Here is a 395-nt window from a genome sequence, read left to right on the forward strand (position 1 = left end):
ATGTTCTGCTTACCATCGATACAAACGTGCAGTATATTCTGGAGCGTATCGCCTCCAAAACGATGACGGACACCCACGCGGAAGCGGTGATGCTTCTAGCGATGGATCCGCGTAGCGGCGACGTTATAGGTTCCGCTTCCGTTCCCAATTTTGATTTGAACAATATCCGCGCTTCGGACGAGACGAGCCGGATGAACCGTCCCGTTATCTGGGCTTACGAACCCGGCTCCGTCTTCAAGGTGTTTACGATGTCCGCGCTGATGGATTCGGGCGCGATTTCGGGTAACACCGTTTTTTACTGCAACGGCTCATACACTTCAAGCCACGGCAGTCAGATTAAATGTCTTGGCGCCCACGGTAGGGTAACCGCAAGGGAGATAATTATCCACTCGTGC

General features: G+C 52.9%; 1 protein-coding gene. It reads left to right on the plus strand.

Going from position 1 to position 395, the window contains the following annotated elements:
• Positions 1 to 395: penicillin-binding transpeptidase domain-containing protein (locus tag ACYVTD_RS17535; RefSeq protein ID WP_461248907.1), on the plus strand; the 395-nt coding region annotated here is incomplete at both ends.

The organism is Treponema sp. R6D11 (assembly GCF_054786075.1).